The sequence below is a fragment of the Salmonella sp. A29-2 genome, assembly GCF_020150755.1.
GTDB lineage: Bacteria > Pseudomonadota > Gammaproteobacteria > Enterobacterales > Enterobacteriaceae > Salmonella > Salmonella enterica.
In genome coordinates this window covers 1,093,709-1,117,698 of the sequence record NZ_CP083731.1, presented here as the reverse complement: position 1 = coordinate 1,117,698, position 23,990 = coordinate 1,093,709, and the positions used below count along the sequence as shown (strand labels likewise).

At 53.4% G+C, this 23,990-nt stretch carries 26 protein-coding genes; 21 read left to right on the top strand and 5 right to left on the bottom strand.

The features are described from left to right. Window positions 1-96: 96 nt before the first annotated feature. The 9 genes from K8W53_RS05465 to csiR all read left to right on the top strand — a co-directional run bounded on the left by K8W53_RS05465 (window position 97) and on the right by csiR (window position 10,636). The gene (locus K8W53_RS05465; protein ID WP_000744413.1) at window positions 97-1,074 is read left to right on the top strand and encodes a Bug family tripartite tricarboxylate transporter substrate binding protein; all 978 of its coding nucleotides are present in this window, start codon (window positions 97-99) and stop codon (window positions 1,072-1,074) included. A gap of 11 nt (window positions 1,075-1,085) precedes the next feature. Beyond that, window positions 1,086-1,520 (top strand): tripartite tricarboxylate transporter TctB family protein, encoded by a 435-nt coding sequence (locus tag K8W53_RS05460; protein ID WP_077905333.1) that lies wholly within the window; start codon window positions 1,086-1,088, stop codon window positions 1,518-1,520. Window positions 1,521-1,530: 10 nt separating this feature from the next. Next, the gene (locus K8W53_RS05455) at window positions 1,531-3,045 is read left to right on the top strand and encodes a tripartite tricarboxylate transporter permease (protein ID WP_000382034.1); all 1,515 of its coding nucleotides are present in this window, start codon (window positions 1,531-1,533) and stop codon (window positions 3,043-3,045) included. Window positions 3,046-3,347: 302 nt separating this feature from the next. Next, a complete protein-coding gene (gene glaH / locus K8W53_RS05450) occupies window positions 3,348-4,325 on the top strand; it encodes a glutarate dioxygenase GlaH (RefSeq protein ID WP_000993100.1) in 978 nt (325 codons plus the stop codon). 25 nt (window positions 4,326-4,350) lie between these two features. Beyond that, the gene (gene lhgO, locus K8W53_RS05445) at window positions 4,351-5,619 is read left to right on the top strand and encodes an L-2-hydroxyglutarate oxidase (protein WP_023224263.1); all 1,269 of its coding nucleotides are present in this window, start codon (window positions 4,351-4,353) and stop codon (window positions 5,617-5,619) included. 21 nt (window positions 5,620-5,640) lie between these two features. Further along, a complete protein-coding gene (gabD, locus tag K8W53_RS05440) occupies window positions 5,641-7,089 on the top strand; it encodes an NADP-dependent succinate-semialdehyde dehydrogenase (RefSeq protein WP_001176532.1) in 1,449 nt (482 codons plus the stop codon). 14 nt (window positions 7,090-7,103) lie between these two features. Beyond that, entirely contained in the window at window positions 7,104-8,387 is a 1,284-nt protein-coding gene (gabT, locus tag K8W53_RS05435) for a 4-aminobutyrate--2-oxoglutarate transaminase (protein ID WP_017441163.1), read from the top strand. Window positions 8,388-8,516: 129 nt separating this feature from the next. After that, the gene (gabP, locus tag K8W53_RS05430) at window positions 8,517-9,917 is read left to right on the top strand and encodes a GABA permease (RefSeq protein WP_000531282.1); all 1,401 of its coding nucleotides are present in this window, start codon (window positions 8,517-8,519) and stop codon (window positions 9,915-9,917) included. Window positions 9,918-9,958: 41 nt separating this feature from the next. Continuing rightward, window positions 9,959-10,636, top strand: coding sequence for a DNA-binding transcriptional regulator CsiR (gene csiR, locus K8W53_RS05425; protein ID WP_000126152.1), 678 nt, complete (start codon window positions 9,959-9,961; stop codon window positions 10,634-10,636). A gap of 21 nt (window positions 10,637-10,657) precedes the next feature. Here the strand turns inward: csiR and lysM are convergent, their stop codons facing one another. Further along, the gene (gene lysM, locus K8W53_RS05420) at window positions 10,658-11,107 is read right to left on the bottom strand and encodes a peptidoglycan-binding protein LysM (RefSeq protein WP_000522406.1); all 450 of its coding nucleotides are present in this window, start codon (window positions 11,105-11,107) and stop codon (window positions 10,658-10,660) included. Window positions 11,108-11,206: 99 nt separating this feature from the next. Beyond that, window positions 11,207-11,365, bottom strand: coding sequence for a YqaE/Pmp3 family membrane protein (locus tag K8W53_RS05415; protein WP_000508175.1), 159 nt, complete (start codon window positions 11,363-11,365; stop codon window positions 11,207-11,209). 182 nt (window positions 11,366-11,547) lie between these two features. Here K8W53_RS05415 and K8W53_RS05410 point away from each other — a divergent pair, with 182 nt between their 5' ends. The 3 genes from K8W53_RS05410 (at window position 11,548) to K8W53_RS05400 (ending at window position 12,642) form a co-directional block, all read left to right on the top strand. Further along, entirely contained in the window at window positions 11,548-11,847 is a 300-nt protein-coding gene (locus K8W53_RS05410) for an ArsR/SmtB family transcription factor (protein WP_000137433.1), read from the top strand. Between the two features lie 9 nt (window positions 11,848-11,856). Next, entirely contained in the window at window positions 11,857-12,384 is a 528-nt protein-coding gene (locus K8W53_RS05405; RefSeq protein ID WP_000022011.1) for a rhodanese family protein, read from the top strand. A 78-nt stretch (window positions 12,385-12,462) separates the two neighbouring features. Beyond that, window positions 12,463-12,642, top strand: a complete 180-nt coding sequence (locus K8W53_RS05400) for a hypothetical protein (protein WP_000494942.1) — start codon at window positions 12,463-12,465, stop codon at window positions 12,640-12,642. Window positions 12,643-12,731: 89 nt separating this feature from the next. Here K8W53_RS05400 and stpA read toward each other — a convergent pair whose 3' ends face one another. Next, a complete protein-coding gene (gene stpA, locus K8W53_RS05395; protein WP_001051100.1) occupies window positions 12,732-13,133 on the bottom strand; it encodes a DNA-binding protein StpA in 402 nt (133 codons plus the stop codon). Between the two features lie 899 nt (window positions 13,134-14,032). Here stpA and alaE point away from each other — a divergent pair. Then, the gene (alaE, locus tag K8W53_RS05390; RefSeq protein WP_023201822.1) at window positions 14,033-14,482 is read left to right on the top strand and encodes an L-alanine exporter AlaE; all 450 of its coding nucleotides are present in this window, start codon (window positions 14,033-14,035) and stop codon (window positions 14,480-14,482) included. Between the two features lie 34 nt (window positions 14,483-14,516). Here alaE and K8W53_RS05385 read toward each other — a convergent pair whose 3' ends face one another. Next, window positions 14,517-14,867, bottom strand: coding sequence for a DUF2002 family protein (locus K8W53_RS05385; RefSeq protein ID WP_000281304.1), 351 nt, complete (start codon window positions 14,865-14,867; stop codon window positions 14,517-14,519). 161 nt (window positions 14,868-15,028) lie between these two features. Here K8W53_RS05385 and K8W53_RS05380 point away from each other — a divergent pair, with 161 nt between their 5' ends. Continuing rightward, the gene (locus K8W53_RS05380) at window positions 15,029-15,355 is read left to right on the top strand and encodes a DUF883 domain-containing protein (RefSeq protein ID WP_001650455.1); all 327 of its coding nucleotides are present in this window, start codon (window positions 15,029-15,031) and stop codon (window positions 15,353-15,355) included. Between the two features lie 87 nt (window positions 15,356-15,442). On the opposite strand, the gene K8W53_RS05375 is transcribed toward K8W53_RS05380, so the two are convergent. Next, on the bottom strand, window positions 15,443-16,777 hold the full coding sequence (locus K8W53_RS05375; protein WP_001138466.1) for a PLP-dependent aminotransferase family protein: 1,335 nt from the start codon (window positions 16,775-16,777) through the stop codon (window positions 15,443-15,445). A gap of 88 nt (window positions 16,778-16,865) precedes the next feature. Between K8W53_RS05375 and K8W53_RS05370 the strand changes: the two genes are divergently transcribed. The 7 genes from K8W53_RS05370 to proW all read left to right on the top strand — a co-directional run bounded on the left by K8W53_RS05370 (window position 16,866) and on the right by proW (window position 23,922). Then, entirely contained in the window at window positions 16,866-17,297 is a 432-nt protein-coding gene (locus K8W53_RS05370) for a carboxymuconolactone decarboxylase family protein (protein WP_000209807.1), read from the top strand. Between the two features lie 271 nt (window positions 17,298-17,568). Beyond that, a complete protein-coding gene (nrdH, locus tag K8W53_RS05365) occupies window positions 17,569-17,814 on the top strand; it encodes a glutaredoxin-like protein NrdH (RefSeq protein WP_000028870.1) in 246 nt (81 codons plus the stop codon). Continuing rightward, window positions 17,811-18,221, top strand: a complete 411-nt coding sequence (gene nrdI, locus K8W53_RS05360) for a class Ib ribonucleoside-diphosphate reductase assembly flavoprotein NrdI (RefSeq protein WP_001275401.1) — start codon at window positions 17,811-17,813, stop codon at window positions 18,219-18,221. The genes nrdH and nrdI overlap by 4 nt, the downstream gene beginning before the upstream one ends. Continuing rightward, the gene (gene nrdE / locus K8W53_RS05355) at window positions 18,194-20,338 is read left to right on the top strand and encodes a class 1b ribonucleoside-diphosphate reductase subunit alpha (RefSeq protein ID WP_052939548.1); all 2,145 of its coding nucleotides are present in this window, start codon (window positions 18,194-18,196) and stop codon (window positions 20,336-20,338) included. Before nrdI ends, nrdE begins: the two co-directional genes overlap by 28 nt. A gap of 10 nt (window positions 20,339-20,348) precedes the next feature. Further along, complete coding sequence (gene nrdF / locus K8W53_RS05350) at window positions 20,349-21,308, top strand: class 1b ribonucleoside-diphosphate reductase subunit beta (protein ID WP_001650459.1); 960 nt, start codon at window positions 20,349-20,351, stop codon at window positions 21,306-21,308. A gap of 354 nt (window positions 21,309-21,662) precedes the next feature. Then, on the top strand, window positions 21,663-22,865 hold the full coding sequence (gene proV, locus K8W53_RS05345) for a glycine betaine/L-proline ABC transporter ATP-binding protein ProV (protein WP_000985529.1): 1,203 nt from the start codon (window positions 21,663-21,665) through the stop codon (window positions 22,863-22,865). Next, window positions 22,858-23,922, top strand: coding sequence for a glycine betaine/L-proline ABC transporter permease ProW (gene proW, locus K8W53_RS05340; protein ID WP_000775021.1), 1,065 nt, complete (start codon window positions 22,858-22,860; stop codon window positions 23,920-23,922). The genes proV and proW overlap by 8 nt, the downstream gene beginning before the upstream one ends. The last annotated feature ends 68 nt before the right edge of the window (window positions 23,923-23,990 follow it).

Below are 23,990 nucleotides of genomic sequence, written 5' to 3'. Positions count from 1 at the left end.
CAATCACGCAACCGAACTGCTACATGTCGGCTCACATAATCACAAAAATCTTCTTCCGAACCTGAAAAATCCGGACGTCCGGCGTGAGGATAAAAAATGAAAAAACAATTACTTCGTACCCTTACTGCAAGCATTTTATTAATGAGTACCTCTGTTCTGGCGCAGGAGGCGCCGTCGCGAACGGAATGTATCGCGCCAGCCAAACCTGGCGGCGGTTTCGACCTCACCTGTAAGCTGATTCAGGTGAGTTTGCTGGAGACTGGCGCTATCGAGAAACCCATGCGGGTAACGTATATGCCTGGTGGCGTCGGCGCTGTGGCCTATAACGCGATAGTCGCCCAACGCCCTGGCGAACCCGGGACTGTGGTCGCCTTTTCCGGCGGTTCGCTGCTCAACCTGTCGCAGGGGAAATTTGGTCGCTACGGCGTGGATGATGTGCGCTGGCTGGCAAGCGTGGGCACTGATTACGGCATGATCGCCGTGCGTGCGGATTCCCCGTGGAAAACGCTGAAAGATCTGATGACGGCGATGGAAAAAGATCCCAACAGCGTGGTCATTGGCGCTGGCGCCTCTATTGGCAGCCAGGACTGGATGAAGTCGGCGTTGCTGGCGCAAAAGGCGAACGTCGACCCGCACAAGATGCGCTACGTTGCCTTTGAGGGCGGCGGCGAGCCGGTGACGGCATTAATGGGCAACCATGTTCAGGTTGTCTCCGGCGATCTCAGTGAAATGGTGCCTTATCTGGGCGGCGACAAAATCCGCGTGCTGGCCGTCTTTTCAGAAAATCGTCTGCCGGGCCAGCTTGCCAATATCCCTACCGCTAAAGAACAGGGCTACGACCTGGTGTGGCCGATTATTCGCGGCTTCTACGTCGGGCCCAAAGTCAGCGATGCCGATTACCAGTGGTGGGTGGATACCTTCAAGAAGCTCCAGCAAACCGACGAGTTTAAAAAGCAGCGCGATCTGCGCGGCCTGTTTGAGTTCGACATGACCGGCCAGCAGCTCGATGACTACGTGAAAAAACAGGTTACTGATTACCGTGAACAGGCGAAAGCCTTCGGACTCGCGAAATAATCGCGGAGGCAATGATGAGCGATCGTATCTTTGCGGGTATCTGGCTGTTGCTCTGTATCGCCGGGCTATTCATCGCCTGGCAGATCCAAAGCGAATACAGCTATGAACCCGTCGGCCCCCGCCCTTTTCCGCTGGGGATTATCGGCCTGATGGCGCTCTGCGCGCTGGCGCTGTTATTGCGCCATCCCGACACGGTGAGCTGGCCGCGCCGCCATGTTCTGCAAAAGCTAGTTACCATGATCATCATCCTGTTGATGTATGCCTGGGGATTCGAATGGCTGGGTTTTCCCATCGCCACCGCGCTTCTCACCATGGTTATCGGGATGCTGTTCGGCGCCACGATTCCAGCGGCGGGTATCTCCGGCGCGGTATTAGGCATTCTGCTGTGGTATGCCTTTGACCGGCTGCTTGATGTCACCTTACCTCTCGGCGCCTGGCTGAGTTAACGGAGCAACGATGGATACCTGGATATATCTTTCTCAGGGCTTTGCGGTGGCGATGACGCCGGAAAACCTGGTTATCGCGTTGATTGGCTGCTTCGTGGGCACGATCGTCGGTCTGCTGCCGGGCCTGGGACCGATCAACGGCGTGGCAATTTTACTGCCGCTGGCCTTTGCGTTGCATCTGCCTGCGGAGTCGGCGCTAATTCTGCTGGCGACGGTGTACATTGGCTGTGAGTATGGCGGCAGGATCTCCTCCATATTGCTCAACGTCCCCGGCGATGCGGCGGCGATCATGACGGCGCTGGACGGTTACCCAATGGCGCAGCAAGGGAAAGGCGGCGTAGCGCTGTCGATTTCCGCAGTCAGCTCATTTTTCGGTTCATTAATCGCTATCGGCGGCATCATTCTGTTCGCCCCTTTACTGGCGCAATGGTCGCTGGCCTTTGGTCCTGCGGAATATTTCGCCTTAATGGTTTTTGCCATCGCCTGTCTTGGCAGCATGATGGCGCAAAACCCGCTTAAATCATTTCTGGCAGCGCTGATCGGTCTTGGCCTTGCGACCGTCGGCGTCGACGCCAACACCGGGGTTTATCGCTTTACCTTTGACAGCGTTCATCTTTCCGACGGCGTACAGTTTATCGTCGTGGTGATCGGCCTGTTCTCGGTATCAGAAATACTTTTAATGCTGGAACATACCAGCAGCGGGCAAACAATGGTCCGCAAAACGGGTCGAATGTTATTCAACCTGAAAGAAGGCGCGCAGTGTATCGGCACTACCCTGCGTTCTTCGGTAATCGGCTTTTTTGTCGGCGTATTGCCCGGCGCCGGGGCGACCATTGCCAGCGCCATTACCTATATGACCGAGAAAAAACTCAGCGGCAACAGCGATAGCTTCGGCAAAGGGGATATTCGCGGCGTCGCGGCGCCGGAGGCGGCAAACAACGCCTCTGCCTGCGGCTCCTTCATCCCGATGCTGACGCTGGGCGTTCCCGGTTCCGGCACTACGGCAGTGATGATGGGGGCGCTGACGCTGTACAACATCACGCCAGGCCCGGCGATGTTCACCGAACAGCCGGATATCGTCTGGGGACTCATCGCTGCGCTGCTGATTGCGAACGTGATGCTGCTGATCATGAATATCCCGTTGATCGGTCTGTTCACCCGTATGCTCACCATTCCGCTGTGGTTCCTGGTACCCGCCATCGCTGCCGTATCGGCGGTAGGGGTGTATGCGGTACACAGCACCACCTTCGATCTGGTGTTGATGGTCGCGCTCGGCGTGTTAGGGTACATTTTACGTAAAATGCACTTCCCCATGTCGCCGCTGATCCTGGGATTCGTACTGGGGGAAATGCTGGAGCAAAACCTGCGTCGCGCACTCTCCATCAGTAACGGCAATATGGCGATTTTGTGGCAAAGCGGCGTTGCCAAAGCCCTGCTGATCATGGCGATCATGGTCATTGTCGTACCGCCAGTGTTACGTCTGATCCGTAAACACAGCCGTAAACCGCAGGTTGACGCCGGTTAATTGACTGCTGAAATACGTTGTACTTGTCCGGCCTACGCGCTCATGTGCCAGGCCGGGCAACCCCGCCAGCATCACTCTTTCCATAACTCGCTCATTTTACACCCCTTCTTGCCGTTGTCAGGCTCGTGGCGCCGTTAACCTCACCTTTCGCATTGTTAAATATTTGTTGTTTTTGATCACAATAATTAAACAAAAGCGGTTATTTCATACGCGTTCCTGGAAAATGTCGATATTTTTAATTTATGGCTACGAAATGAGCATCGCCATGTCTCCCTGACCATCTACCGAGAGGAATGATTCTGATGAATGCACTGACTGCCGTAAAAGCGAACACAGATGATTTAGCCCAACGCCATACTGGTTTCACCCTTGCCCCTTCGGCGCAGTCGCCGCGCCTGCTGGCGTTAACGTTTACGGCGGATACCACAAGACAATTTCTCCATCAGGTTGCGCAGTGGCCGGTGCAGGCGCTGGAATACAAATCTTTCTTACGTTTCAAAATCGGCAAGATCCTCGACGATCTGTGCGGCAATCAGCTACAACCGCTGTTGATCAAAACGCTCCTCAACCGTGCACAAGGCGCGCTGTTGATCAGCGCCGAAGGGATCGATGATGTCGCACAGGCAGAAGAGATGGTCAAACTGGCGACGGCGGTGGCGCATCTTATTGGTCGCTCCAACTACGATGCGATGAGCGGCCAGTATTACGCGCGTTTCGTGGTCAAAAACGTCGACAACTCTGACAGTTATCTGCGCCAGCCCCACCGCGTAATGGAACTGCACAATGACGGTACCTATGTTGAGGAGGTGACCGACTACGTGCTGATGATGAAAATCGACGAACAAAATATGGAAGGCGGTAATTCGCTGCTGCTGCACCTTGATGACTGGGAACATCTGGAGTCGTTTTTTACCCATCCGCTGGCGCGTCGCGTCATGCGCTGGGCGGCGCCGCCAAGCAAGAATGTTAGCCATGACGTCTGGCACCCGGTGTTTGATGTCGACCAACAAGGCCGCCCGGTCATGCGTTATATCGACCAGTTCGTCCAGCCAAAAGACTTTGAAGAAGGCGTCTGGCTCAGCGAGCTTTCAGACGCGCTGGAAACCAGTCAAAACATCCTCTCCGTACCGGTACCGGTCGGCAAATTCCTGTTGATTAACAATCTGTTCTGGCTACATGGACGCGATCGTTTTACGCCGCATCCTGACTTGCGTCGCGAACTGATGCGCCAGCGCGGTTACTTCGCCTACGCCGCCAGCCATTATCAAACTCACCAATAAGCGCCACGGCGAAGGAATTATGCGGATGTATGATTTTGTGATTATCGGCGGCGGCATTATCGGTATGTCGACCGCCATGCAACTTATTGATCTCTATCCGGATGCGCGCATCGCGTTGCTGGAAAAAGAGTCCGCGCCAGCCTGCCACCAGACCGGGCATAACAGCGGCGTGATCCATGCCGGGGTGTACTACACGCCCGGCAGCCTCAAAGCGCAGTTTTGTCTGGCGGGCAATCAGGCGACCAAAACCTTTTGCGATCAAAACAACATCCGCTACGACACCTGCGGCAAAATGTTGGTCGCCACCTCGGAGCTGGAAATGGCGCGGATGCGCGCGCTATGGGAGCGGACGGCGGCCAACGGCTTAGAGCGCGAGTGGTTAAGCGCGGCGGAGCTGCGTGAACGCGAACCCAATATCATTGGTCTGGGCGGGATTTTTGTCCCTTCCAGCGGGATTGTCAGCTATCGCGATGTCGCGACGGCCATGGCGAACCGCTTTCAGGCCAAAGGCGGCGAGATCATCTACCATGCCGAGGTCAGCGCGCTAACAGAACATGCCGCTGGCGTTGTCATTCGCACCTCGCAAGGTCGGGAAATCGAAACCGCTACGCTTATCGGCTGTGCAGGGCTGATGGCGGATCGGCTGGTCAAAATGCTGGGCGTGGAGCCCGGTTTTATTATCTGCCCTTTCCGCGGCGAGTACTTTCGTCTGGCCCCGCGACACAACCGGATCGTTAACCATTTGATCTACCCGATCCCCGATCCAGCAATGCCGTTTCTCGGCGTCCATCTTACCCGCATGATCGACGGCAGCGTTACGGTCGGGCCGAATGCGGTGCTGGCGCTTAAACGCGAAGGCTACCGTAAGCGCGACGTTTCCTTCACCGACACCCTGGAGATTTTCCGCTCCGCCAGCATTCGCCGCGTACTGCAAAACCATCTGCTTTCCGGGCTGGGCGAGATGAAAAACTCGCTGTGCAAAAGCGGCTATTTGCGGCGAGTACAAAAGTATTGCCCCAGCCTGACCGTCAACGATCTCCAGCCCTGGCCGGCAGGCGTGCGGGCGCAGGCGGTTTCACCGGACGGCAAACTGATTGATGATTTTCTGTTTGTCACAACGCCGCGTTCCATTCACACCTGTAACGCCCCCTCCCCGGCGGCGACATCCGCGATACCTATCGGCGCGCATATCGTCAGTAAAGTTCAGGCGCTACGCGCAAGCCAGAGCAACCCCGGACGTACGCTGCGTGCGGCACGCAGCGTGGACGCATTACACGCCGCATTTACCCGTTAACCCTTCAGACAGGAAGCAATTATGCAACTTAACGACTCTACCCTGTTCCGCCAGCAGGCCTTTATCGATGGCGACTGGCGCGACGCGCGCGGCGGCGATGTCATCCCCGTGAGCAACCCCGCCAACGGGAAACCGCTTGGCAATGTGCCCAAAATGGGGGCGGAAGAGACGCGCGACGCCATCAACGCCGCCAATCGCGCCCTGCCCGCCTGGCGCGCGCTCACTGCTAAAGAGCGAGCCAATATCCTGCGTCGCTGGTTCAATCTGATGATGGAACATCAGGACGATTTGGCGCGTCTGATGACGCTGGAACAGGGCAAACCGCTGGCGGAAGCGAAAGGCGAAATTAGCTACGCCGCCTCGTTTATTGAATGGTTCGCCGAAGAGGGGAAGCGTATCTATGGCGACACGATTCCAGGTCATCAGGCCGATAAACGGCTGCTGGTGATTAAACAGCCCATCGGCGTCACCGCCGCGATTACCCCGTGGAACTTTCCCTCGGCAATGATCACCCGTAAAGCCGGCCCCGCGCTGGCCGCAGGCTGCACGATGGTACTCAAACCCGCCAGCCAGACGCCGTTTTCCGCGCTGGCGCTGGCGGAACTGGCCCGGCGCGCCGGAATTCCCGCAGGCGTATTTAACGTCGTTACCGGTTCGGCAGGCGATATCGGCGGCGAGCTGACCAGCAACCCGCTGGTACGCAAACTGTCGTTTACCGGCTCGACGGAGATTGGCCGCCAGCTAATGGAACAATGCGCCAAAGACATTAAAAAAGTGTCGCTGGAGTTGGGCGGCAATGCGCCGTTTATCGTCTTTGACGATGCCGATCTGGATAAAGCCGTCGAAGGCGCGCTGGCTTCGAAGTTTCGCAACGCCGGGCAGACCTGTGTCTGCGCCAATAGATTGTATGTTCAGGACGGCGTTTACGATCGTTTTGCGGAAAAACTCAACCAGGCGGTAAATAAGCTCGCGGTCGGCGACGGCCTGCAAGCCGACGTCGCTATCGGGCCGCTGATTGATGAAAAAGCCGTGGCGAAAGTCCAGGAGCATATCGCCGACGCGCTGGAAAAAGGCGCCCGCGTCATTACGGGCGGTGAAGCGCACAAATTAGGCGGCAACTTCTTTCAACCGACCATTCTGGCGGATGTTCCTGATAACGCGAAAGTCGCCAAAGAAGAGACATTCGGGCCGCTCGCGCCTCTGTTCCGCTTCAGCGACGAGGCGGATGTCATCAGGCAGGCTAACGATACCGAGTTCGGCCTGGCAGCCTATTTTTATGCACGCGATTTAAGCCGCGTTTTCCGCGTCGGCGAAGCGCTGGAATACGGCATCGTCGGTATTAATACCGGCATTATCTCCAACGAAGTCGCGCCTTTCGGCGGCATTAAGGCCTCCGGATTAGGCCGTGAAGGTTCCAAATACGGCATCGAAGATTATTTAGAAATCAAATATATGTGCATCGGCCTTTAACAGGAGAGTCGCTAATGAATACCAATAACGCTTTAATGCAGCGCCGTCATAACGCCGTTCCTCGCGGCGTGGGCCAGATTCACCCGATTTTCGCCGAGCGGGCGGAAAATTGTCGGGTCTGGGATGTCGAAGGCCGTGAGTATCTCGATTTCGCGGGCGGCATTGCCGTCCTGAACACCGGTCATTTACATCCCGGCATTGTTTCAGCGGTCGAAGCGCAGTTGAAGAAATTGTCGCATACCTGTTTTCAGGTGCTGGCCTATGAACCGTACCTGGCGTTGTGCGAACGCATGAACCAGAAGGTACCGGGCGATTTCGCCAAAAAAACGTTGCTGGTCACGACCGGTTCAGAAGCGGTTGAAAACGCGGTGAAAATCGCCCGCGCGGCGACAAAACGCAGCGGCGCTATCGCGTTTAGCGGCGCTTACCACGGTCGTACCCACTACACGCTCTCTCTGACCGGGAAAGTACACCCGTACTCTGCTGGTATGGGATTGATGCCAGGCCATGTCTACCGCGCGCTTTATCCTTGCCCGCTACACAACATCAGCGACGACGACGCCATCGCCAGCATTGAACGCATCTTTAAAAATGATGCCGCGCCGGAAGATATCGCCGCCATTATTATTGAGCCGGTACAGGGCGAAGGCGGATTTTACGCCGCCTCTCCCGCGTTCATGCAGCGACTGCGCGCGCTATGCGACCAACACGGCATTATGTTAATTGCCGACGAAGTGCAAAGCGGCGCGGGCCGGACCGGTACGCTGTTCGCCATGGAACAGATGGGCGTTGCGGCAGATATAACCACGTTTGCGAAATCGATCGCCGGCGGCTTTCCGCTGGCAGGCGTTACCGGCCGGGCAGACGTGATGGACGCTATCGCGCCGGGCGGTCTGGGCGGCACCTATGCCGGAAACCCGATTGCCTGCGCCGCCGCGCTGGCGGTACTGGACATTTTCGAGCAGGAAAATCTACTGCAAAAGGCGAATACGCTTGGCAAAACGCTGCGCGATGGCCTGATGGAGATAGCGGAAACGCACCGTGAGATTGGCGACGTGCGCGGACTGGGCGCCATGATCGCCATTGAGTTATTTGAAAATGGCGACCCCGGCAAACCGAACGCGGCTCTGACCGCCGACATTGTGACCCGCGCCCGCGAGAAAGGGTTAATTCTGCTCTCCTGCGGTCCTTACTACAACATCTTGCGCATCCTCGTTCCACTCACTATTGAGGCCTCGCAGATTCGGCAAGGCCTGGAGATTATCGCCCGGTGCTTTGATGAGGCGAAACAAGCGTAATGTCCAATAAGCAGCGTCGGGTGGCGACGTAACTGTCTTATCCGGCCTACAAAAACCGTTTCGATTGTAGGCCGAATAAGCCAGGCGCCATCCGGTAAACGAGCGCAATAACAATAAAGAGGTTTTAGGATGGGGCAATTGTCAGAATCACATGCATTAGGGGGCGGGCTGAAATCACGCCACGTCACCATGTTATCGATCGCCGGCGTCATCGGCGCCAGCCTGTTTGTCGGTTCCAGCGTGGCGATTGCGGAGGCCGGCCCTGCGGTACTGCTGGCCTATCTGTTCGCTGGACTTTTAGTCGTCATGATTATGCGAATGCTGGCTGAAATGGCCGTCGCCACGCCGGATACCGGATCTTTTTCCACCTATGCGGATAAAGCGATCGGCCCCTGGGCCGGGTATACCATCGGCTGGTTATACTGGTGGTTTTGGGTGCTGGTTATTCCGCTGGAGGCCAATATTGCCGCCATTATTCTGAATTCATGGATACCAGGTATTCCGGTGTGGCTATTTTCATTAGTGATTACGCTTGCCTTAACCGGAAGCAATTTATTGAGCGTCAAAAATTACGGCGAATTCGAATTCTGGCTGGCGCTATGTAAAGTGATTGCTATCCTGGCGTTTATCGCGCTGGGCGCGACGGCGATTAGCGGTTTTTATCCGTATGCTGAGGTAAGCGGTATTTCCCGGCTCTGGGATCACGGCGGTTTTATGCCTAACGGCTTCGGCGCGGTGTTAAGCGCCATGTTGATCACCATGTTCTCTTTTATGGGCGCGGAAATCGTCACTATTGCTGCCGCGGAATCCGATACGCCGGATAAACATATCGTACGCGCTACCAATTCTGTTATCTGGCGAATTTCCATCTTTTACCTGTGTTCCATTTTTGTGGTGGTGGCGCTGATCCCGTGGAATATGCCGGGTCTGAAAAGCGTAGGTTCGTACCGCTCGGTACTGGAGCTGCTTCATATTCCGCACGCAAAATTCATTATGGACTGCGTGATTTTGTTGTCGGTGACCAGTTGTCTGAACTCCGCATTATATACCGCCTCCCGGATGCTCTATTCCCTTAGCCGCCGCGGCGATGCGCCTGCGATAATGGGAAAAACTAACCGTAGCAAAACGCCCTGGGTAGCGGTTCTCCTCTCTACCGGCGCGGCCTTTTTAACCGTTATCGTCAATTATTACGCCCCGGCAAAAGTGTTTAAATTTCTTATCGACAGTTCCGGCGCCATCGCGCTGCTGGTCTATCTGGTGATTGCGATTTCGCAATTGCGGATGCGTAAAATTCTGCTGGCGCAGGGCGGAGAAATTAAGCTGAAAATGTGGCTTTATCCGTGGCTCACCTGGCTGGTTATCGGCTTTATCTGCTTTGTCCTGGTGGTGATGCTGTTTCGACCGGCACAGCAACTAGAAGTCATTTCGACCGGGCTGTTAGGGCTGGGCATAATAGGTACTGTCCCCATTATGTCTCGCTGGAAAAAACTGATAAGGTGGCAAAAAGCTCCCCTGCAAAACCTACGTTAGTTATTCCCGGCGTCAGCCGGGAAGCTTCTCAGGAGTAAAAGATGACCGCCCTTTCCCAACCGACGGCCATAGATGGCTATCGCTGGCTTAAAAATGACATTATTCGCGGCACTTATCAACCGGATGAGAAACTGCGGATGAGTTTATTAACCGCCCGCTATGCGCTCGGCGTAGGGCCGCTGCGTGAGGCGCTGTCACAACTGGTGGCGGAACGGCTGGTCACCGTGGTGAATCAAAAAGGCTATCGCGTGGCGTCCATGTCAGAGGCGGAACTCCTCGATATTTTTGACGCGCGCGCCAATATGGAAGCGATGCTGGTACGCCTGGCGATTGAACGCGGCGATGATGCGTGGGAGGCGGAGATCCTGGCGCGAGCGCATATGCTCAGTAAACTGGAAGCCAGCGATGCCAGTGAACATATGCTCGATGAATGGGATCAGCGCCACCAGGCGTTCCATTCCGCCATTGTCGCCGGGTGCGGCTCCCACTATCTGCTACAGATGCGCGAACGCTTATTTGACCTGGCGGCCCGCTACCGCTTTATTTGGTTACGTGAAACCGTTCTGTCCGTCGAGATGCTGGAAGATAAACATATCCAGCATCACACGCTAACCGAAGCGATACTGGCGCGCGAGGCGGCACGCGCCAGCGAATTAATGCGTCAGCATTTGCTGACGCCGATTCCCATTATTCGCCAGGCGATGGCAGGAAAAATGTAGCCTGGCGCGGCCTGATAGCCATTATTCTTCAGGAATACGCAACACTTGTCCCGGATATATTTTTTCCGGGCTTTTCAGCATCGGTTTATTTGCCTCGAAGATTTTATTATACAGATTGGCGTTACCATACACTTGCTTTGAAATAGCGCTCAGGGTGTCGCCTGATTTTACGGTATAAAACTGACTTTCAGCCGCCGGCGTCGTGGTTTTAACCTGATCGTCAACGCTGCTAATCCCGGCGATATTCCCCACGGCAACCAGAATTTTTTCTTTTGCCTCCTGACTCAGCCCATCACCCGTCACTGTCGCTTTTCCATCAGCTATTTGCACATTCACTTTGTCAGCGTCGGGTATTCCCGTTTTATTTAAATGTTCCTGGACTTTTTTCGCCTGATCGTCCTTATCATGATTAGCGGTTACCGCGTCCCAGAGTTTTTCACCTGCATCTTTTACAAAATTGAAAAGTCCCATATTCACCTCGCTTGTCAAAAATACACACAAAGAAAAGTGTAGCAGAGGGAATGAGGTTATCCTGATAAGCGGCGCTTATGCACCGCTGGTGGCCGGTAATTAATGACGCATCTGAACCCAAAATGCGTGGATAAGCCCCGGAATATATCCGAGTAATGTCAGCAGGATATTAAGGATAAATGCCCAACCGAACCCTTTTCCTAAAAGTACGCCGAGCGGAGGCAAAATAATCGTAAATACAATTCTCCAGAAACCCATATACACTCCATACAAGCAAAATTAGTCATTGTTTAAAAAGAGATTTTATCTCTAAGCATAGTCAGTTTACCTGAGCCTGCCAGTCACGCGCCGCGCTTTTACCCTCCTTTACGCTCTTTACGCTGGCATTAGGTTGACGTTTATTTTAGAATTAACTAAATTTAGAAAATGCTTAAATAACTATGACAGAGCTTGAACAACTTCAGGCCAGCGCAGAACAGGCGGCGGCCCTGCTCAAAGCGATGAGCCACCCAAAAAGATTACTGATTTTATGTATGCTTTGCGGTTCGCCAAAAACCAGCGCAGGCGAACTGGCGCGCATTACCGGGCTAAGCCCCTCCGCGACGTCGCAACATCTGGCGCGGATGCGGGAAGAAGGACTGATTGATAGTCAACGCGATGCCCAGCGCATTCACTATTTCATTAAAAATGAGGCGGTTAATACGCTTATCGCCACGTTAAAGAATCTCTATTGTCCATAAGGAGGCACGATGTCCATTGGGATAGTTTCCCCCCGTGAGGCGCAAGCGCTGATAGCGCAAGGCGCGAAACTGATTGATGTGCGCGACGCCGACGAATATCTGCGCGAGCATATTCCACATGCGCAACTGGCGCCGCTTTCCCGGCTTGAACAGGGCGATTTGCCCGCCAACCTGCGAGCGGAACAGATTATTTTTCACTGTCAGTCAGGTAAACGAACCAGCAGCAATGCAGCAAAACTACAGGCCATTGCCGCCCCAGCTCAGGTCAGTCTACTGGAAGGCGGCATCGACGGATGGAAAGCGGCAGGATTGCCCGTCACAGAAGACAAATCGCAACCGTTGCCACTGATGCGTCAGGTGCAAATCGCCGCCGGCGGGTTGACGTTGCTTGGGGTGATTCTGGGCTATACGGTTCACGGCGGCTTTTTCCTCATTAGTGGTTTTGTCGGGGCCGGGTTAATGCTGGCAGGCATGACCGGCTTCTGCGGAATGGCGCGACTACTGGAAAAAATGCCCTGGAATACCCGTACTCATTAAGCGGTACCTTCACCACGCGTCGGTAAGTGTGTAGTAGACTGAAGGCGGGTTTATACCATTGTTCAACGGGAGGGCGTGATGTTCACACCAGGCGATATCGTACAGCCCCGAATGGGGGGGCCGAAACTGAAAGTGATTGAAGTCAACGAGGATCATATTGTCGCGGTACAGGTCGGTAATGAGCCGGGCGAAAAATTGATCCTCAAAGCGGCAGATGTCACCCCCTATTGCGAAGAGGGCGATTTTGGCGTGTGCTGATTTATCAAAATGAGCATGGCGCAACGTTCCCTGAATCCCGGTTAATAGAGACAGGAAACGAAGCGCCATCTGTTAAAGGTTATCCGTGATTAGATTAAGAAATCATCCAGAGATTTCCCCGCCGCCAGCGCCTGGGCAATCGGTTTAGGCGTACGACCTTGTCCGGTCCAGGTTTTTTCTTCGCCATTGAAATCAGTAAAACGATATTTTGCCGGACGCGGCTGGCGCTTTTTAGCAGAACGCGGCATTGCTGAATCCATGGCAAATAACTCTTCCGGGTTAATACCGTCTGCTTTCATCAGCTCCAGAAAGGCATTAATTTTCTCCTGCTTCTCGGCAAGCTGGCGTTGCTGCAATTCTTCTTCTTCGCGTCTTTCTTTAGTGACAACCCTGAATTTTTCGAGCATTTCTTCAAGAACGTCAATGGAGAATTCGCGAGCCATAGCGCGCAGCGTGCGGATATTATTTAAGTTCTGTAACATCAAATTCATATCAATAAAAACCTTTTAACGCAGAAAACAAAAACTATTACAGGCGGTATTGTATGCGATTATTGATTATATTTCCAGATCCTAACGTTCATACAGATATACTCAGTATAACTCGATTAATTATATTAATCTGTTAACCAGAAGGTTATATTCATTACCCCCTGTGTGTTTCAGGTTATTCTGCCTACGGTATATCTGTAGGTTTCCCGTTCGGCTGTTTATACCCTTCATTCTTCAAGTTGCTTATGTGTTGGCTACGGATTACCCGGCCCATCCATGGGCCTCGCCCTGACGGGTCGTCGCACGCGACGTTCAAATCTGCTCCCCGCAGATTTGTCGCTCCCCCCCAGTCACATCGTTATCTATGCTCCTGGGGATTCACTCCCTTGCCGCCTTTAAGCAACTCGAAATCCATAGCGTATATAGCGTATTGCGTATCTCAGTAACCGCGGTGACCCTCACGGTGGCTGACCTTATACAGAAGTGAATATTTCAGCACAATAATAGATTAACCATTCAAAAATCATCATCAGAGCTTTATGCTAAAAATAAGCCTGCAATATCTATAATTATGCTGAGAAAAGTAGAGCGCGCGCCGTTAGCCGAGAATACATCGCATCTGACAACATTTGGAATGTGGCTGAAAATCGCCAGAAAAACAATGCATTATAATACATTGATTTAAAAGTAATTAATGACTAACAACAACGAAAATCTCGCTGCGGGCAAAAAACACACAGTCACAGAGTATTTTATCGACAAAAAGCCCATAAATAAAAATATTACACTAGTTGATAGTTATTATATAGGGATATACTCTATGCAAAGACAAAAGTGCTTTATGATTTCACTACCAACCATCACCTCATTCTGATCGATACGCTACAAGGAGCATTAACATGTTCTCTCCACAGTCACGCTTGCGTCATGCCGTAGCAGACACGTTTGCGATGGTTGTTTACTGTTCTGTTGTGAACATGTTGATCGAGATATTCCTCTCCGGAATGAGCTTTGAGCAGTCGCTTTCTTCCAGGCTGGTGGCGATACCTGTCAACATTTTGATTGCATGGCCATACGGCGTTTACCGCGATCTGATTATGCGCGTCGCGCGTAAGGCAAGCCCGGCGGGATGGGCCAAAAACCTGGCGGATATATTGGCTTATGTCACCTTTCAGTCACCCGTTTATATTATCATCTTGCTGACCGTCGGTGCCGGCTGGCATCAGATAGTGGCCGCCGTGAGTTCAAACATTGTTGTTTCAATGTTAATGGGCGCGGTTTATGGCTACTTCCTGGATTATTGTCGTCGCCTGTTTAAAGTGAGCAGCTATCATCAGGCTAAGGCGTAAGTTAGCGTCGCGACTGGCATTGCCAGTCGCGCTTTTAGTCGCTTTTTTCGTCGCCAAAAAGCCCATTCAGATAACGTTCTAACGCTATTCGGGAGCTAAAGCCGTGGGGAATACCGTAATGTTCGTGGGTCTCGCCGCCTAAATAGAGCGGAAAATTTTGGTAATGATCGCAGGTTTTAATATCCGAAGCCGGGTCAGCCAGTGATGAGCTACGGTCTTTTAATCTGGGGTGAATGATCAGCGCGGTACGCCCCATACGCGCCTCGCGGTTAACATAAACATAATTCTCGCCGCGTCGATAACCATACGTTTTATTCGTCACCACATCGACGGTAAACCCTGCCTTTTCCAGTACCCGCGCCACCTCGTCAGGTCGTAAATACATATTTTATCCTCATTCTCTTGTACTGCGGGCTTACCTTACCCGATAGCGCGTTATCAACGCTTTCAGAAAAGTCCAGAAACGCATGATATCGCCGTAACAAGCCTCGGCAGGTAAAAATATGAACTACACTGAAAGCTACATCGAAATCAATGGAGGATCATATGCTTAACAAACCGAACCGAAACGACGTCGATGATGGTGTTCAGGATATTCAGAATGATGTCAATCGATTAGCCGACAGTCTGGAAGATGTCCTTAAATCCTGGGGAAGCGATGCGAAAGACGAAGCCGAGGCTGCGCGACGTAAAGCACAGGCGTTGCTGAAAGAGACCCGGGCGCGGATGCATGGACGTACTCGCGTAAAACAAGCCGCCTGTGATGCGATGGGGTGCGCGGATACGTTTGTGCGTGAAAAACCCTGGTGTAGCGTAGGAACCGCCGCAGCGGTGGGGATTTTTATCGGGGCGCTGCTTAGCCTGCGTCGCTAACGACGTGCGCAGCCGGATGGCGACATACTTTATTGATTGGGCCTGCATCATTGCCGCAGGCCCAGGCCGTGCCATTCGGCGAAACGGTTACTGTATCGCCTGTCGAAGCTGCCATGCGACCTGTTTCGCCATGCCAGCGGAAGTAATATTGGTAAACGACAGTAAAATGCCCCCCTTTCCTGACGAAACCACTCGCCAACGGCTTAGCGCCTGTACCGCCAGTCCGGCCTGATTCGCTTTTGCTACCTGCGCTTTATCATCACCTTCAACCTCAATAACCAATTGAATACCGCCTTTCTGTAATGTCACGACAAATCCCTGTTCTGCCAGCGCCTCTTCAATCCATAACCGTCGCTGAGCATAATGTTGGCGCATCTTTTTCAGATGCCGCCAGAAATGGCCATCACGGATAAAATCAGCCAGCGTGTGCTGCCATAACAACGGTACGCTACAGGGCATCAGCGACGCCTGCTGGCGGAAATGCTCAATCTGCTTTATCGGCACCACCAGCCAGGCGGTACGTAATGCCGGAAAGAGCGACTTACTGAACGTTCCGGCGTAAATCACTCGCTGCGGGGCATCCAGACTCTTGAGCGGCGGAAGCGGTTTACCGTGATAACGAAATTCGCTGTCGTAGTCATCTTCAATAATCCAGGCCTGCACATTCGCCGCCCATGCCAGAAGTTGCCGTCGGCGAGTTAACGACAGCGCCACCCCCAACGGACTTTGATGGGCGGGCGTCACCAATGCAAAGCGCCCCTGCGGGCAATCCCGCATCCCCGCCGCGACATTCAGCCCATCGGCATCGACCGGAATCGGCGCCAGCGTAATCCCCTCCTGCGTTATCACCGGGCGAATTAACGGAAAGCCGGGATCTTCCACCCACATGCTGTCTCCCGGCACAGACAATGTACGCAGGATTAGCCGCATAGAATCCGCATAACCCGAGGTAATAAATACCTGTTCCGGCAGACATTCAATGCTACGCGAAACCCGCAGGTAATCGACTATCGCCTGGCGCAAAATCGCCTCGCCGCAGACGTCGCCTAATGCCAGATCGAAGCGCGTCTGCGTGCGCAACCGACGCCCCATTACTCGCGCCCACTTCTCGCGTGGAAAGAGATCCAGCGCCGGTAACCCCATCTGAAAGGGTTTCGGTTCCGGACTTTCTCCGGCAAAAACAGCGGGTATCGGCGGCGCCGTCTCAAACCGTAGAGCGTTGCTCACAAACGTGCCTGCCTGGCCACGTCGCTCCAGCCAGCCCTGCGCCACCAGCTCGCCATAGGCATTTTCCACCGTGGCGCGAGAAACGCCCAGTTCCTGCGCCCACGTTCGGCTGGAAGGCAAACGCGTTCCTGGCGCGAGTTCTCCTTGCTCAATGGCCGTTTTTAACTGACGAGCGATGTGCTGATAGCGCGGCATATGGTCTGCTTTTTCTGTAAAAATATGGCTCTCTTTTACAGACCATTATAGTGCTACAGTGCTCGTCATCAACACGAGGAGAAACATGATGACGACGTTACGCCAACCCTATTATGAACTGAGCCCGGAGGTTTACAGCGCTCTGGTGCAGGCGAAAAACGCGCTGGAAAAGAGCACGCTTGACCTCACTCTGATGGAGCTGATTTACCTGCGTGTTTCGCAAATAAATGGTTGTGCATTTTGCCTGGAGATGCACAGTAAAGCGCTGCGTAAGGCTGGCGTAAATCAAGCTAAATTAGATGCGCTGGCAGGATGGCGGGTAAGTCACCATTTCAGCGAGCAAGAGTGCGCGGCGTTAGCCTGGGCGGAATCGGTGACGCACATTGCTGAAACCCACGCCGAAGATAATGTTTACCTGCCGCTGCTCGATCATTTCAGCGCGCGTGAAATCAGCGATCTGACCTTCGCCATCGGTTTAATGAACTGCTTTAACCGTCTGGCGATCGGTATGCGAATGTGACGCATTGTTGCCGGATGGCGCTGATGTCAGCCAACTCTGTTATGCGTGAACCTGCAGGCCGGATCGGGCGTTCACGCCGCCATCCGGCAAAAATTAGCCATGCCGCCCCTACCCCGCTGCGTTCATCAGCGACGTTAAAATCAATCGAAAATTCCCATATCTTGTATGGTTGAATCTTAATTCAACTACATCTAGTATTTCCTGTATCAACACCCGACAATCCGACGCGTTTCATCGCGCCGTTTTCTCATTTTAAATGGAAATACGAATCATGAGCATTACTATTTACACTCGCAATAACTGTGTTCAGTGCCACGCCACAAAGCGGGCGATGGAAAGCCGTGGATTTGAATTTGAGATGGTGAACGTCGATCTGGTGCCGGATGCAGCGGATACGCTCCGGGCGCAAGGATTTCGTCAATTACCGGTGGTGATGGCGGGCGATTTGAGCTGGTCTGGCTTCCGCCCGGACATGATTAACCGTCTGCACCCGACACCCCACGCGGCAAACGCATGAGCGCGCTCGTCTACTTCTCCAGCAGCTCTGAAAATACGCACCGTTTTATGCAGCGTCTGGGGCTGCCTGCCACGCGTATTCCGCTCAATGAACGGGAGCGAATTCAGGTAGACGAACCGTACATTCTGGTTGTGCCGTCATACGGCGGCGGCGGGATGGCCGGTGCGGTGCCGCGACAGGTGATCCGCTTTTTAAATGATGAACACAACCGGGCGCGCATTCGCGGCGTCATCGCCTCCGGTAACCGCAATTTCGGCGATGCCTGGGGATGCGCTGGCGATGTGATAGCACAAAAATGCGGCGTACCCTGGCTGTACCGCTTTGAGCTCATGGGCACACAACGCGACATCGATAACGTCCGAAAAGGAGTAAATGAATTTTGGCAACAACTACCCCGGAGCGCGTAATGCAGGAAACCATGGATTACCACGCCCTGAACGCGATGCTGAATCTTTATGATAAAGCAGGCCATATTCAGTTCGACAAGGACCAGCAGGCGATCGACGCCTTCTTTGCCGCCCACGTCCGCCCGCATTCCGTGACGTTTGCCAGCCAGCATGAACGTCTGGAGACGCTGGTTCGGGAAGGGTATTACGATGACGCCGTCCTCGCGCGTTACGACCGCGCCTTCGTCCTCCGCCTGTTCGAGCACGCCCACGCCAGCGGCTTTCGCTTCCAGACGTTTCTTGGCGCCTGGAAGTTCTATACCAGTTACACGCTGAAAACCTTCGACGGCAAACGTTATCTGGAACACTTTGAAGATCGGGTGACAATGGTGGCGTTGACGCTGGCGCAGGGTGACGAAACGCTGGCCACCCAACTGACCGATGAAATGCTTTCTGGTCGCTTTCAGCCCGCCACCCCGACTTTTTTAAATTGCGGCAAACAGCAGCGTGGAGAACTGGTCTCCTGCTTCCTGCTCCGTATCGAAGACAATATGGAGTCGATCGGGCGGGCGGTGAATTCGGCGCTACAACTCTCCAAACGCGGCGGCGGCGTCGCGTTTTTACTCTCCAATCTGCGCGAGGCGGGCGCGCCGATCAAACGCATTGAGAATCAGTCTTCCGGCGTGATCCCGGTGATGAAAATGCTGGAAGACGCGTTTTCGTATGCCAACCAGCTTGGCGCGCGCCAGGGGGCCGGCGCGGTTTATCTCCATGCGCACCATCCGGATATTCTGCGTTTTCTGGATACCAAACGGGAAAATGCCGACGAAAAAATCCGGATCAAAACGCTCTCTCTCGGCGTGGTGATCCCGGATATCACCTTCCGGCTGGCGAAAGAAAACGCGCAAATGGCGCTCTTTTCGCCCTATGACGTACAACGACGCTACGGCAAACCGTTTGGCGATATCGCCATTAGCGAACGGTACGATGAATTAATTGCCGATCCGCACGTGCGTAAAACCTATATTAACGCCCGTGGCTTTTTTCAAACACTGGCGGAGATTCAGTTCGAATCCGGGTATCCCTACATCATGTTTGAAGATACGGTAAACCGCGCGAATCCCATTGCTGGGCGCATTAATATGAGTAATCTGTGCTCGGAAATTTTACAGGTCAATAGCGCTTCCCGTTACGACGATAACCTTGACTATACCCACATCGGGCATGACATCTCCTGCAATCTCGGCTCGCTGAATATCGCTCACGTCATGGATTCACCGGACATTGGCCGTACCGTAGAAACCGCTATTCGCGGCCTGACGGCGGTGTCGGACATGAGCCATATACGCAGCGTACCCTCAATAGCCGCCGGTAATGCCGCCTCTCATGCCATCGGTTTGGGCCAGATGAATCTGCATGGCTATCTGGCGAGAGAAGGCATTGCCTACGGTTCGCCGGAGGCGTTGGATTTCACCAATTTCTATTTTTACACCATTACCTGGCATGCCGTGCATACTTCAATGCGGCTGGCCCGCGAACGCGGCAAAACCTTCGCCGGATTTGCGCAGTCGCGTTATGCCAGCGGCGACTATTTTACGCAGTATTTACAGGACGACTGGCAACCGAAAACAGCGAAAGTCAGGGCGCTATTTGCCCGCAGCGGCATTACGCTGCCCACACGCGAAATGTGGCTAAAGCTGCGCGACGATGTGATGCGCTATGGCATCTATAACCAAAATTTGCAGGCGGTGCCGCCGACCGGTTCGATTTCTTACATTAATCATGCGACCTCCAGCATTCATCCGATTGTGGCCAAAATTGAGATTCGCAAAGAGGGCAAAACCGGGCGTGTGTATTACCCCGCGCCGTTTATGACCAATGAAAATCTGGACATGTATCAGGATGCTTACGATATCGGTCCGGAAAAAATTATTGATACCTATGCCGAGGCCACGCGCCACGTCGATCAAGGGCTGTCGCTCACCTTGTTTTTCCCCGATACCGCCACGACCCGCGATATCAACAAGGCGCAGATCTATGCCTGGCGAAAAGGTATTAAGTCACTGTATTACATCCGGCTTCGCCAGTTGGCGCTGGAAGGTACTGAAATTGAAGGCTGCGTATCCTGCGCGCTATAAGGAAAGCCATATGAAATTATCTCGTATTAGCGCCATCAACTGGAACAAGATCCAGGACGACAAAGATCTGGAGGTGTGGAACCGGCTGACCAGTAACTTCTGGCTGCCGGAAAAAGTGCCGTTATCGAATGATATTCCGGCCTGGCAGACGCTGAGCGCCGCCGAACAGCAGCTCACTATTCGCGTGTTTACGGGTCTTACGCTGCTCGACACTATCCAGAACATCGCAGGCGCGCCGTCGTTAATGGCAGATGCCATCACGCCGCATGAAGAGGCCGTGCTGTCGAACATCAGCTTTATGGAAGCGGTACACGCCCGCTCTTACAGTTCTATTTTTTCCACGCTGTGCCAGACGAAAGAGGTTGATGCCGCCTACGCCTGGAGCGAAGAAAACCCGCCGCTACAGCGTAAGGCGCAGATTATTTTGGCTCATTACGTCAGCGATGAACCGCTAAAGAAAAAGATTGCCAGCGTCTTTTTAGAGTCTTTTCTGTTCTATTCCGGCTTCTGGCTGCCGATGTATTTCTCCAGCCGCGGTAAGCTCACTAACACTGCCGACCTGATTCGTTTAATCATTCGCGATGAAGCGGTTCACGGTTATTATATTGGCTATAAGTATCAGATAGCGCTACAAAAACTATCGGCAATCGAGCGTGAAGAGTTAAAGCTTTTCGCGCTGGATTTGTTGATGGAACTGTACGACAACGAAATCTGCTACACAGAAGCGTTATATGCGGAAACCGGCTGGGTTAACGACGTCAAAGCCTTCTTGTGCTACAACGCCAATAAAGCCTTAATGAACCTGGGTTATGAGGCGTTATTTCCGCCGGAGATGGCAGACGTGAATCCCGCAATCCTTGCCGCGCTCTCGCCGAATGCCGACGAAAACCATGATTTCTTTTCCGGCTCAGGTTCATCTTATGTGATGGGGAAAACAATCGAAACCGAAGACGAAGACTGGAACTTTTAACCTTACGGGCATGGGAAATAACGTTACATTTTCCATGCCTTTATTTCAGGCAATACCGGGTTAAATCTCGCAAATATTACAACATGTCCTACACTCAATATGAGTGACATTATTCACCTGGATTCCTCCAATTCAGGTGGATTTTTGCTGGTTGTCTCAAAAAATATCTCTCCCTCCCCATTCGCGTTCAGCCCTTATATCATGGGAAATCACAGCCGATAGCACCTCGCAATATTCATGCCAGAAGCAAATTCAGGGTTGTCTCAGATTCTGAGTATGTTAGGGTAGAAAAAGGTAACTATTTCTATCAGGTAACATATCGACATAAGTAAATAACAGGAATCATTCTATTGCATGGCAATTAAATTAGAAGTGAAGAATCTGTATAAAATATTTGGAGAGCATCCGCAGCGTGCCTTCAAATATATTGAAAAGGGACTATCGAAAGAGCAAATACTGGAAAAAACGGGGCTATCGCTTGGCGTTAAAGACGCCAGTCTGGCCATTGAAGAAGGCGAGATATTTGTCATCATGGGATTATCCGGCTCGGGTAAATCCACAATGGTACGCCTTCTCAATCGCCTGATTGAACCCACCCGCGGACAGGTACTGATTGACGGTGTTGATATTGCCAAAATATCAGACGCTGAGCTTCGCGAGGTGCGCAGGAAAAAGATTGCGATGGTCTTCCAGTCATTTGCGCTCATGCCGCATATGACCGTGCTGGATAATACGGCATTCGGTATGGAATTAGCGGGCATCGCGGCGCAAGAGCGTCGCGAAAAAGCGCTGGACGCCTTGCGTCAGGTGGGGCTTGAGAATTACGCTCACGCCTACCCGGATGAACTTTCCGGTGGGATGCGTCAGCGTGTTGGGCTTGCCCGCGCGCTGGCAATCAACCCTGATATCTTATTAATGGATGAAGCGTTTTCCGCCCTCGATCCATTAATTCGTACCGAAATGCAGGATGAGCTGGTGAAATTACAGGCGAAACATCAGCGCACCATTGTCTTTATTTCCCACGATCTTGATGAGGCTATGCGTATTGGCGACAGGATTGCCATTATGCAAAATGGCGAGGTCGTACAGGTTGGTACGCCGGATGAGATCCTGAATAATCCGGCAAATGATTATGTCCGCACGTTCTTCCGTGGCGTGGATATTAGTCAGGTCTTTAGCGCCAAAGATATTGCCCGTCGCAGTCCGGTCGGCTTAATTCGTAAAACGCCAGGTTTCGGTCCCCGTTCGGCACTGAAATTATTACAGGACGAAGACCGTGAATATGGTTACGTCATTGAGCGTGGCAATAAATTCGTGGGCGTCGTGTCCATCGACTCATTAAAAGCGGCATTAAGCCAGGCGCAAGGGATTGAAGCGGCGCTTATCGACGACCCTTTAGTCGTTGATGCGCAAACCCCACTCAGCGAGTTGCTCTCTCACGTCGGCCAGGCGCCCTGCGCGGTGCCGGTTGTCGACGAAGAACACCAGTATGTTGGCATTATTTCAAAACGTATGTTGCTACAGGCTTTAGATCGCGAGGGGGGTAACAATGGCTGATCAAACGAATCCGTGGGATACCGCACAGGTGGCCGATACGACGACGCAAACGGCTGATGCCTGGGGAACACCGGCAGGCGTAGCCACGGACGGCGGCAGTACCGACTGGTTGAACAGCGCGCCCGCGCCAGCCCCTGAACACTTTTCTCTTCTGGACCCGTTCCATAAGACGCTGATCCCGCTGGATAGCTGGGTCACAGAGGGAATCGACTGGGTCGTCACCCATTTCCGTCCCCTTTTTCAGGGGATTCGTGTGCCGGTGGATTACATCCTTAACGGCTTTCAGCAACTGCTGCTGGGCATGCCCGCCCCTGTGGCGATTATTCTCTTTGCGCTGATTGCCTGGCAGGTTTCCGGCGTGGGCATGGGGATCGCAACGCTGATATCGCTGATCGCCATCGGCGCGATCGGCGCCTGGTCGCAGGCGATGATTACCCTGGCGCTGGTGCTGACCGCCCTGTTGTTCTGCGTCGTGATCGGATTACCGATGGGAATCTGGCTGGCGCGCAGCCCGCGCGCGGCCAAAATAGTTCGTCCGCTGCTGGATGCGATGCAGACCACGCCCGCGTTTGTCTATCTGGTGCCGATTGTCATGTTATTCGGCATCGGTAACGTGCCGGGCGTGGTGGTGACGATTATTTTTGCTCTACCGCCGATTATACGCCTGACGATCCTGGGCATTAACCAGGTGCCTGCCGACTTAATTGAAGCGTCGCGCTCGTTCGGCGCCAGCCCGCGCCAAATGTTGTTCAAAGTGCAACTACCGCTGGCGATGCCCACCATTATGGCAGGCGTTAATCAGACGCTGATGCTGGCTCTCTCGATGGTCGTCATCGCCTCGATGATTGCGGTCGGCGGGCTTGGTCAGATGGTACTACGCGGCATTGGTCGTCTTGATATGGGGCTGGCAACCGTCGGCGGCGTCGGCATTGTGATTCTCGCCATCATTCTGGACCGTCTGACGCAGGCCGTCGGGCGTGACTCGCGTAGCCGCGGTAACCGTCGCTGGTATACCACCGGTCCTGTTGGGCTAATCACCCGCCCTTTCGTTAAATAACTCTCCTGACGCCCGGTGACGCTGCGCTTACCGGGCTTACAACTCCCTACCATAATTAAAGGAACAAC

What these genes read in the sequence shown, in the direction of transcription:
- K8W53_RS05465 (WP_000744413.1), top strand. Translation starts at nt 97, where the DNA reads ATGAAAAAACAATTACTTCGTACCCTTACTGCAAGCATTTTATTAATG.
- K8W53_RS05460 (WP_077905333.1), top strand. Translation starts at nt 1,086, where the DNA reads ATGATGAGCGATCGTATCTTTGCGGGTATCTGGCTGTTGCTCTGTATC.
- K8W53_RS05455 (WP_000382034.1), top strand. Translation starts at nt 1,531, where the DNA reads ATGGATACCTGGATATATCTTTCTCAGGGCTTTGCGGTGGCGATGACG.
- glaH (WP_000993100.1), top strand. Translation starts at nt 3,348, where the DNA reads ATGAATGCACTGACTGCCGTAAAAGCGAACACAGATGATTTAGCCCAA.
- lhgO (WP_023224263.1), top strand. Translation starts at nt 4,351, where the DNA reads ATGTATGATTTTGTGATTATCGGCGGCGGCATTATCGGTATGTCGACC.
- gabD (WP_001176532.1), top strand. Translation starts at nt 5,641, where the DNA reads ATGCAACTTAACGACTCTACCCTGTTCCGCCAGCAGGCCTTTATCGAT.
- gabT (WP_017441163.1), top strand. Translation starts at nt 7,104, where the DNA reads ATGAATACCAATAACGCTTTAATGCAGCGCCGTCATAACGCCGTTCCT.
- gabP (WP_000531282.1), top strand. Translation starts at nt 8,517, where the DNA reads ATGGGGCAATTGTCAGAATCACATGCATTAGGGGGCGGGCTGAAATCA.
- csiR (WP_000126152.1), top strand. Translation starts at nt 9,959, where the DNA reads ATGACCGCCCTTTCCCAACCGACGGCCATAGATGGCTATCGCTGGCTT.
- lysM (WP_000522406.1), bottom strand. Translation starts at nt 11,107, where the DNA reads ATGGGACTTTTCAATTTTGTAAAAGATGCAGGTGAAAAACTCTGGGAC.
- K8W53_RS05415 (WP_000508175.1), bottom strand. Translation starts at nt 11,365, where the DNA reads ATGGGTTTCTGGAGAATTGTATTTACGATTATTTTGCCTCCGCTCGGC.
- K8W53_RS05410 (WP_000137433.1), top strand. Translation starts at nt 11,548, where the DNA reads ATGACAGAGCTTGAACAACTTCAGGCCAGCGCAGAACAGGCGGCGGCC.
- K8W53_RS05405 (WP_000022011.1), top strand. Translation starts at nt 11,857, where the DNA reads ATGTCCATTGGGATAGTTTCCCCCCGTGAGGCGCAAGCGCTGATAGCG.
- K8W53_RS05400 (WP_000494942.1), top strand. Translation starts at nt 12,463, where the DNA reads ATGTTCACACCAGGCGATATCGTACAGCCCCGAATGGGGGGGCCGAAA.
- stpA (WP_001051100.1), bottom strand. Translation starts at nt 13,133, where the DNA reads ATGAATTTGATGTTACAGAACTTAAATAATATCCGCACGCTGCGCGCT.
- alaE (WP_023201822.1), top strand. Translation starts at nt 14,033, where the DNA reads ATGTTCTCTCCACAGTCACGCTTGCGTCATGCCGTAGCAGACACGTTT.
- K8W53_RS05385 (WP_000281304.1), bottom strand. Translation starts at nt 14,867, where the DNA reads ATGTATTTACGACCTGACGAGGTGGCGCGGGTACTGGAAAAGGCAGGG.
- K8W53_RS05380 (WP_001650455.1), top strand. Translation starts at nt 15,029, where the DNA reads ATGCTTAACAAACCGAACCGAAACGACGTCGATGATGGTGTTCAGGAT.
- K8W53_RS05375 (WP_001138466.1), bottom strand. Translation starts at nt 16,777, where the DNA reads ATGCCGCGCTATCAGCACATCGCTCGTCAGTTAAAAACGGCCATTGAG.
- K8W53_RS05370 (WP_000209807.1), top strand. Translation starts at nt 16,866, where the DNA reads ATGACGACGTTACGCCAACCCTATTATGAACTGAGCCCGGAGGTTTAC.
- nrdH (WP_000028870.1), top strand. Translation starts at nt 17,569, where the DNA reads ATGAGCATTACTATTTACACTCGCAATAACTGTGTTCAGTGCCACGCC.
- nrdI (WP_001275401.1), top strand. Translation starts at nt 17,811, where the DNA reads ATGAGCGCGCTCGTCTACTTCTCCAGCAGCTCTGAAAATACGCACCGT.
- nrdF (WP_001650459.1), top strand. Translation starts at nt 20,349, where the DNA reads ATGAAATTATCTCGTATTAGCGCCATCAACTGGAACAAGATCCAGGAC.
- proV (WP_000985529.1), top strand. Translation starts at nt 21,663, where the DNA reads ATGGCAATTAAATTAGAAGTGAAGAATCTGTATAAAATATTTGGAGAG.
- proW (WP_000775021.1), top strand. Translation starts at nt 22,858, where the DNA reads ATGGCTGATCAAACGAATCCGTGGGATACCGCACAGGTGGCCGATACG.